Below are 6,244 nucleotides of genomic sequence, written 5' to 3' on the forward strand. Positions count from 1 at the left end.
GTGAGGCGCACCGGCGTTTTTCGTACCGCGACGTCATCAGTTGGAGGCGTTTTCCCAGGCCGGGGGGCAGCCGTCGAAACGGCCCGCGTCGGCGATGGTCAGGGTCTGCATGTTCAGGCGACGGGCCTGGGCCATCGAGCCGCGGCCGTTGCCGGTGTAGAGATCGATCTTCTGGCCCTTGATCGCGCCGCCGGTGTCGGACGCGTACCAGTAGCCGTCGTGGATCGAACCGTCGGCCAGGCGCAGGCCGACCGTCTCGCGGATGAACAGTTTGGTGCGGCGGGGAATGACGCGGGGATCGACCGCGACGGTGCGCATGGCGATCGGTCGGCAACCCAGGGAATCATTGCCCGTCGCCCCGCCGCCGCCTGCGTGATAGAGGCGGGCCGAAGCGCGCCAGTCCGGATCGCCGGCCATCAGCTCGGCCTGGACGGCGTCCAGATCAAAAACGATCTCGGGCGAGGCGTCGGTGGAACCGATCTCGGGCGCCGGGGTTTCAACCCTGGCAGCATCCGCCGCGACAGCGACATTGTAAGGGACCGGTCCGCTCGACAGCGAGGATACGGCAGCCCACAGAATGGCGAAGGCAGCGGAAGCGCCGATCATCTGATTTGCTCATGACAGCACCGGCTCCCAACGCCGCCGGCGCCGGGTTTGTCGCGTTAACTTGTGGCCAGAAAGGGGCAAGCGCTGTCGCGCCGGCCCTAGCTTACCTCCCGCGAGCCGATCAGAAGCGGTAGTTCAGCCCGATCTGCACGACCGGAAGAACCTTGTAATTGTCCGCTTCGTCCTGAATGTCCTGCTCTTCCTGAACCAGTAATTCCTGGAAAAGGGCCTGGTTCGACAGGGTTCCGCCCGATGCGTTCAAGTCCACCTGAGGGGCGTCCCCGAAGGCCGCCCCGGCCAGGATTCGGAAGCCCAAACGGCCGTCGCGCGTGAATGTGTTGTCATAGCCCAGGCCCAGGAAGGGCGCAGTGCTTTCCAGATCGATCCGGCCGGTGAGGGTCCCGACCTGTTCGGGGGTGAAGGTGAAGCCCCCAATCTCGACATCCTGATCCGGGTCGGATGTCAGATCGACGCCACGATCGCCGAAATAGGCCCCGGCCGAGACAAAGAAGCCGTTCCCAAACGGGTGCAGATCGACAAAGGCGCCAGGCGACTGGAAATCGATGTCCGCCTCATAGTCCACGCCGTCATAGGTGTCATCCGTCTCCCACTGCAGCACGTCGTAGCCGCCCCTCAGGACGATATAATCGTTCACCGAATACTGGGCCTGGACCCCCGCGCCGGGCGTGCCGACCTGTGCGCCGACAGCGAAACGGCCTCGACCGGCATCCTGGGCAAGGGCGTCCGGCGCAATAAGCGCCGCCGGCAAGGCCGCGAAAGCGGCGGTCAGGGCGAGGGTTTTCATGCGGTCGACTCCAGGAGGAAAGGGATCTCCTTCCGGAAGTCGTCGTCATGGGTCGGGGTTCCGTAAGCCTGTGTCTCAGGCGGCCTCGTCGCGACGCGCCTCGGCCTCGCGCACGGCGTCGGCGGCCTGATCCACCACCTCCAACCCGGCGCCCGGCCGAATGGCCTCTACCGTCAGGATGCGGCGAAAGGCGCGCGCGCCGGGACGACCGTGCATCAGGCCTAGCATATGGCGGGTGATGGCGGGCAGGCGTACCCCCTCCTCAAGCCGAGCGGCGATATAGGGCCGGTAGCGGTCGAGGGCCGCGAAGGCGTCCACGTCCGCCGTGTCGGCGCCGTACAGGCGGCGGTCGGCCTGACCCAGGATGGCCGGCTCGTGATAGGCCGCGCGGCCCAGCATGACGCCGTCCAGCCGCACACCGTCCGTCTCGGCCAGATGGGCCTCCGCCTCGTCCAGACTGGCGATCCCGCCGTTGATGGAGATGTTCAGATGCGGCCGTTCGCGCTTGAGCCGGCGCACCAGATCATAATCCAGCGGCGGCACGTCCCGGTTTTCCTTGGGCGACAGACCCTGCAGCCAGGCCTTGCGCGCATGGACGATGAAGACCTCGATCCCCACGGCGGCGCAGGCGTCCACCGTGGCGAACAGGCTGACCTCCGGCTCCTGATCATCGACGCCGATCCGGCATTTGACCGTGGCCGGGATCGACACCGCCGATCGGATCGCCGCCATACAGTCGGCCACCAGTTCGGGCTCGCGCATCAGGCAGGCGCCGAACTTGCCGGACTGGACCCGATCCGACGGACAGCCGACGTTCAGGTTGATTTCGTCATAGCCATAGGACTCGCCCACCTTGGCCGCCTCGGCCAACTCCTTCGGATTCGAACCGCCCAGTTGCAGGGCTACCGGATGTTCGACCGGATCGAAGCCCAGCAGATAATCCCGGTCGCCATGCAGGACGGCCGGCGCCGTCACCATCTCGGTATAGAGCAGGGCGCGAGCGGTCAGGGCCCGGTGGAAGGCCCGGCAATGGCGGTCGGTCCAGTCCATCATAGGCGCCACGGAAAGGCGGCGTGATGCGGTGAGGTGCATTCTGGGCATCGGCATGGGGTGGCAAGGTCTTCATACGCTTGTAGGACGCGCTCGGGGCAAAGCGTGAATCGCATTTTGGATGTGGCGCGCCACTAGCTGAACAGAGCGGCGAAACTTGGATGCGACTTGTCGCGCCTATTATTTCCATTATATTGGAAATATGGAATCAGAGATAGCCATCTTCGCCCTGGCCGCGCTCGCCCAAAACACGCGTCTGGAGACGTTCCGGCTTCTGGTGCGGCACGAGCCGGAGGGACTGGCCGCCGGCGAGATCGCCAATCGGCTGGCGATTCCGGCCAACACCATGTCGGCCCATCTGGGCGTGCTGTCGCGGGCCGGCCTGATCAGCGCCGAGCGGCGCAGCCGGTCCATCATCTATCGCGCCGATCTGAGCCGCCTGCGCGCCCTGACGGTCTTTCTGCTGGAGGACTGCTGCCAGGGTCGCGCCGATCTTTGCGAGCCCAGACTCGCCGAACTCGCGCTCTGCCGCGACTGAGGAATCCATGGACGTCATCATCTATCACAACCCCGCCTGCGGGACGTCGCGCAACACCCTGGCGCTGATCCGGCACGTGGGGATCGAGCCGCATGTGATCGAATATCTGAAGACGCCGCCCAGCCGCGCCCTGATCCAGGACCTGGCCGCGCGGACGGGCGCGCCGCTGCGCGATCTTCTGCGCGAAAAGGGCACGCCCTTCGCCGAACTGGGGCTGGGCGATCCAGCCGTCGGCGACGACCAACTGCTGGACGCCGTCGAGGCCCATCCGGTGCTGCTGAACCGTCCGATCGTGGTCACGCCGCGCGGCGTGCGCCTGTGCCGGCCGTCCGAGGCGGTGCTGGATCTGCTGCCCGACGATGGGCTCAATCCCTTCGTCAAGGAAGACGGCGAAGTGGTGATCGACGCCGAGGGGCGGAGGGTTCGCTGATGGTCGATACGCCGGTCGCCCCAGCCTCTGCGGCCGCGCCCCGGCGGCTATCCTTCCTCGACCGCGGGCTGACCCTGTGGATCTTCGTCGCCATGGGGCTGGGGGTGTTGCTGGGCGCCCTGGTTCCCGGCCTGCCGGCCTGGCTGGACGGGCTGTCGGTCGGCACGACCAATATCCCCATCGCCATTGGCCTGATCCTGATGATGTATCCGCCCCTGGCCAAGGTGCGCTACGAGGCCCTGCCGCAGGTGTTTGCGGACCGACGGGTGCTGCTGCTGTCCCTGTTCCAGAACTGGGTGCTGGGGCCGGTGCTGATGTTCGCTCTGGCGGTGATCTTTCTGCGGGATCAGCCGGAATATATGACCGGGGTCATCCTGATCGGCCTGGCCCGCTGCATCGCCATGGTCCTGGTCTGGAACCAGCTGGCGCGCGGCGACAATCAGTATGTGGCCGGTCTGGTCGCCTTCAACTCCATCTTCCAGATCCTGTTCTTCAGCCTGTACGCCTGGTTCTTCCTGTCGGTCCTGCCGCCGTTGTTCGGGCTGGAGGGCAGCGTGGTCGCGATCAGTTTCTGGACCATAGCGGGGGCGGTGCTGATCTATCTGGGCGTGCCCTTCCTGGCCGGTTTCCTGACCCGCCTGGTCCTGATCCGGCGCAAGGGCGACGCCTGGTACGAGACCCGGTTCCTGCCGCGCATCGGACCGATGACTCTGGTCGCCCTGCTGTTCACCATCGTCGCCATGTTCAGCCTGAAGGGCGGCGAGGTGGTGGCCCTGCCGCTGGATGCGCTGAGGATCGCCGTGCCGCTGACGATCTATTTCCTGGTGATGTTCGTCGTCAGCTTCCTGATGGGCAAGCTGATCGAGGCGGATTATCCGCGCACCACGGCCCTGGCCTTCACCGCCGCCTCGAACAATTTCGAACTGGCCATCGCCGTCGCCATCGCCGCCTTCGGCCTGACGTCGCCTGTCGCCTTCGCTGCGGTGATCGGCCCCCTGGTCGAGGTGCCGGTGCTGATCCTGCTGGTGTCGGTCGCCCTGTGGATGGGGCGGCGCTGGTTCGCCGACACGGCCCCGCCGGCGGACTCCTGATGGTCGCCCTGCGTGTGGTTGACGCCAGCGATCGCGGCCTGATCGCAGCCCTGGCTGAGGCCGGCCTGCCCGAGCCTGGCGCCGGCCGCTATTTCGGCGCGACGCAATACGGCGATCTGGTCGCCTATGTCGGGCTGGAAGGCGAGGGAAGGCATCTGCTGTTGCGGTCGCTGGTCGTTCTTCCCGATCATCGGGCGCGGGGCGCAGGCGCGCGCCTCCTGACCGCCGCAGAAGACGTGGCCAGGGATCTGGGGGCGGAGACCCTGCACCTGCTGACGACTACGGCGGAGGCCTTCTTCGCTCGACGAGGATTTGTGCGCGGCGCGCGTGAGACGGCCCCCGAGGCCATCCTTCGGGCGCGCGAGTTCGCGGCGCTCTGCCCGGCGTCCGCCGCCTATATGACCAAGGCCATTTCATGAGTTTCGACCGTCTGCGGCCCCTGCCGGACCCCGATCATCTGCCCGCCCTGGACCCGGCCTATCTGGCGCGCGATCCGGCGGCGGGGCTGGGGCCGAACGACCCGCCGCCCCGGATCCTGCTGCTCTACGGGTCGCTCAGGGACCGGTCCTATTCGCGTCTGTGCGTCGAGGAGGCGGCGCGGCTGTTGCAATGGATGGGGTGCGAAACCCGGATCTTCGATCCGCGCGATCTGCCGCTGACGGACCAGCATGTCGCGGACGACCATCCTGCGGTTCATGAACTGCGCGAACACGCCCTTTGGAGCGAGGGCATGGTCTGGTGCAGCCCGGAGCGGCACGGTCAGGTCTCGGGGATCATGAAGCTGCAGATCGACCATCTGCCGCTCAGCCTGGGCGGGATGCGGCCGACCCAGGGCCGCACCCTGGCGGTGATGCAGGTCTCAGGCGGGTCGCAGAGCTTCAACGCCGTCAACACCCTGCGCCTGCTGGGCCGATGGATGCGGATGTTCACCATCCCCAACCAGTCCAGCGTGGCCATGGCCTTCAACGAGTTCGAAGACGACGGCCGGATGAAGTCCTCAAGCTATTACGACCGGATCGTCGATGTGATGGAGGAGCTGGTGCGCTTCACCATCCTGCTGCGGCCCCACGCGACCCAGCTGGTCGACCGCTATTCCGAGCGCAAGGCCGTCGGCGTCCCTCTGGACCCACAGACCGATCTTTCCGCCATCGCCGTCACGCCGCAGTGATTCCGCCCAGGGTCCGCGCGGAGGTTGTCACGCGGACGCGCCGTCCAGGTGCACGGCCTCGATCCGGGCCGACAGAGCCGACCTCGGTCGGCGGGGCATACAGGGACTATCGTCGCGAAAAGGCCAGAGCCGTCGCCGAGGCTGGATGCGCCAGACGGCCGATCTGCCAGGCGGCGGCTGCGAGAGCCGTCCTCATGGCGACGACGAGAACGTCAGGGTCAAAGGGCGTCGGCCGCAGCCTCAGGGGGCGTTAGCATGGAGTTCGATAGCATTGAGGCCCAGCTTCGGATCAAGAACAATCTGGCAGGCGTCCGGTTCCAGCGCCGCGCGGGCCGACGCCCCTGCGGCAAGCGCGGCTGTTCGCCGATCGGGAGTTGGCGAGAATCTTCACTGATCTGTCAGAATCTGGTTGCGGGCTAAAAGGGTGGCCCGTATAGGACCGCCTCGCTCGGAAACGGGCCGGCCCTGAGGGCTTCGGAGCTTCGGTTTCGGGGGTTTTGAGGGGAAGAAAGAGTTGAGAAACTTCTTGCTTTCCTGGGTTGGTTTCAATAGGTTC

Annotated in this window: 8 protein-coding genes; 5 read left to right on the forward strand and 3 right to left on the reverse strand. The window is 66.4% G+C overall.

Going from position 1 to position 6,244, the window contains the following annotated elements; all coding sequences use genetic code 11:
- Positions 1-36: 36 nt before the first annotated feature.
- The 3 genes from GGR11_RS16520 to dusA form a co-directional block, all read right to left on the reverse strand.
- Positions 37-606 carry a 3D domain-containing protein gene (locus tag GGR11_RS16520; RefSeq protein WP_183198875.1) on the reverse strand — a complete coding sequence of 190 codons (570 nt, stop codon included), beginning with the start codon at positions 604-606 and terminating at the stop codon, positions 37-39.
- 121 nt (positions 607-727) lie between these two features.
- Positions 728-1,411 (reverse strand): hypothetical protein, encoded by a 684-nt coding sequence (locus GGR11_RS16525; protein ID WP_183198878.1) that lies wholly within the window; start codon positions 1,409-1,411, stop codon positions 728-730.
- 75 nt (positions 1,412-1,486) lie between these two features.
- On the reverse strand, positions 1,487-2,503 hold the full coding sequence (dusA, locus tag GGR11_RS16530; protein WP_183198880.1) for a tRNA dihydrouridine(20/20a) synthase DusA: 1,017 nt from the start codon (positions 2,501-2,503) through the stop codon (positions 1,487-1,489).
- A 160-nt stretch (positions 2,504-2,663) separates the two neighbouring features.
- Here dusA and GGR11_RS16535 point away from each other — a divergent pair, with 160 nt between their 5' ends.
- From GGR11_RS16535 to arsH, 5 genes are read left to right on the forward strand one after another with little or no spacing between them, the layout of a single operon-like run.
- On the forward strand, positions 2,664-2,999 hold the full coding sequence (locus GGR11_RS16535) for an ArsR/SmtB family transcription factor (protein ID WP_183198882.1): 336 nt from the start codon (positions 2,664-2,666) through the stop codon (positions 2,997-2,999).
- A 7-nt stretch (positions 3,000-3,006) separates the two neighbouring features.
- A complete protein-coding gene (gene arsC, locus GGR11_RS16540; protein WP_183198884.1) occupies positions 3,007-3,429 on the forward strand; it encodes an arsenate reductase (glutaredoxin) in 423 nt (140 codons plus the stop codon).
- Entirely contained in the window at positions 3,429-4,520 is a 1,092-nt protein-coding gene (gene arsB / locus GGR11_RS16545; protein WP_183198886.1) for an ACR3 family arsenite efflux transporter, read from the forward strand. Before arsC ends, arsB begins: the two co-directional genes overlap by 1 nt.
- On the forward strand, positions 4,520-4,939 hold the full coding sequence (arsN2, locus tag GGR11_RS16550; protein WP_183198888.1) for an arsenic resistance N-acetyltransferase ArsN2: 420 nt from the start codon (positions 4,520-4,522) through the stop codon (positions 4,937-4,939). Before arsB ends, arsN2 begins: the two co-directional genes overlap by 1 nt.
- Positions 4,936-5,688 (forward strand): arsenical resistance protein ArsH, encoded by a 753-nt coding sequence (arsH, locus tag GGR11_RS16555; protein WP_183198890.1) that lies wholly within the window; start codon positions 4,936-4,938, stop codon positions 5,686-5,688. The genes arsN2 and arsH overlap by 4 nt, the downstream gene beginning before the upstream one ends.
- The last annotated feature ends 556 nt before the right edge of the window (positions 5,689-6,244 follow it).

The organism is Brevundimonas mediterranea (assembly GCF_014196125.1).
Taxonomy (GTDB): Bacteria; Pseudomonadota; Alphaproteobacteria; order Caulobacterales; family Caulobacteraceae; genus Brevundimonas; species Brevundimonas mediterranea.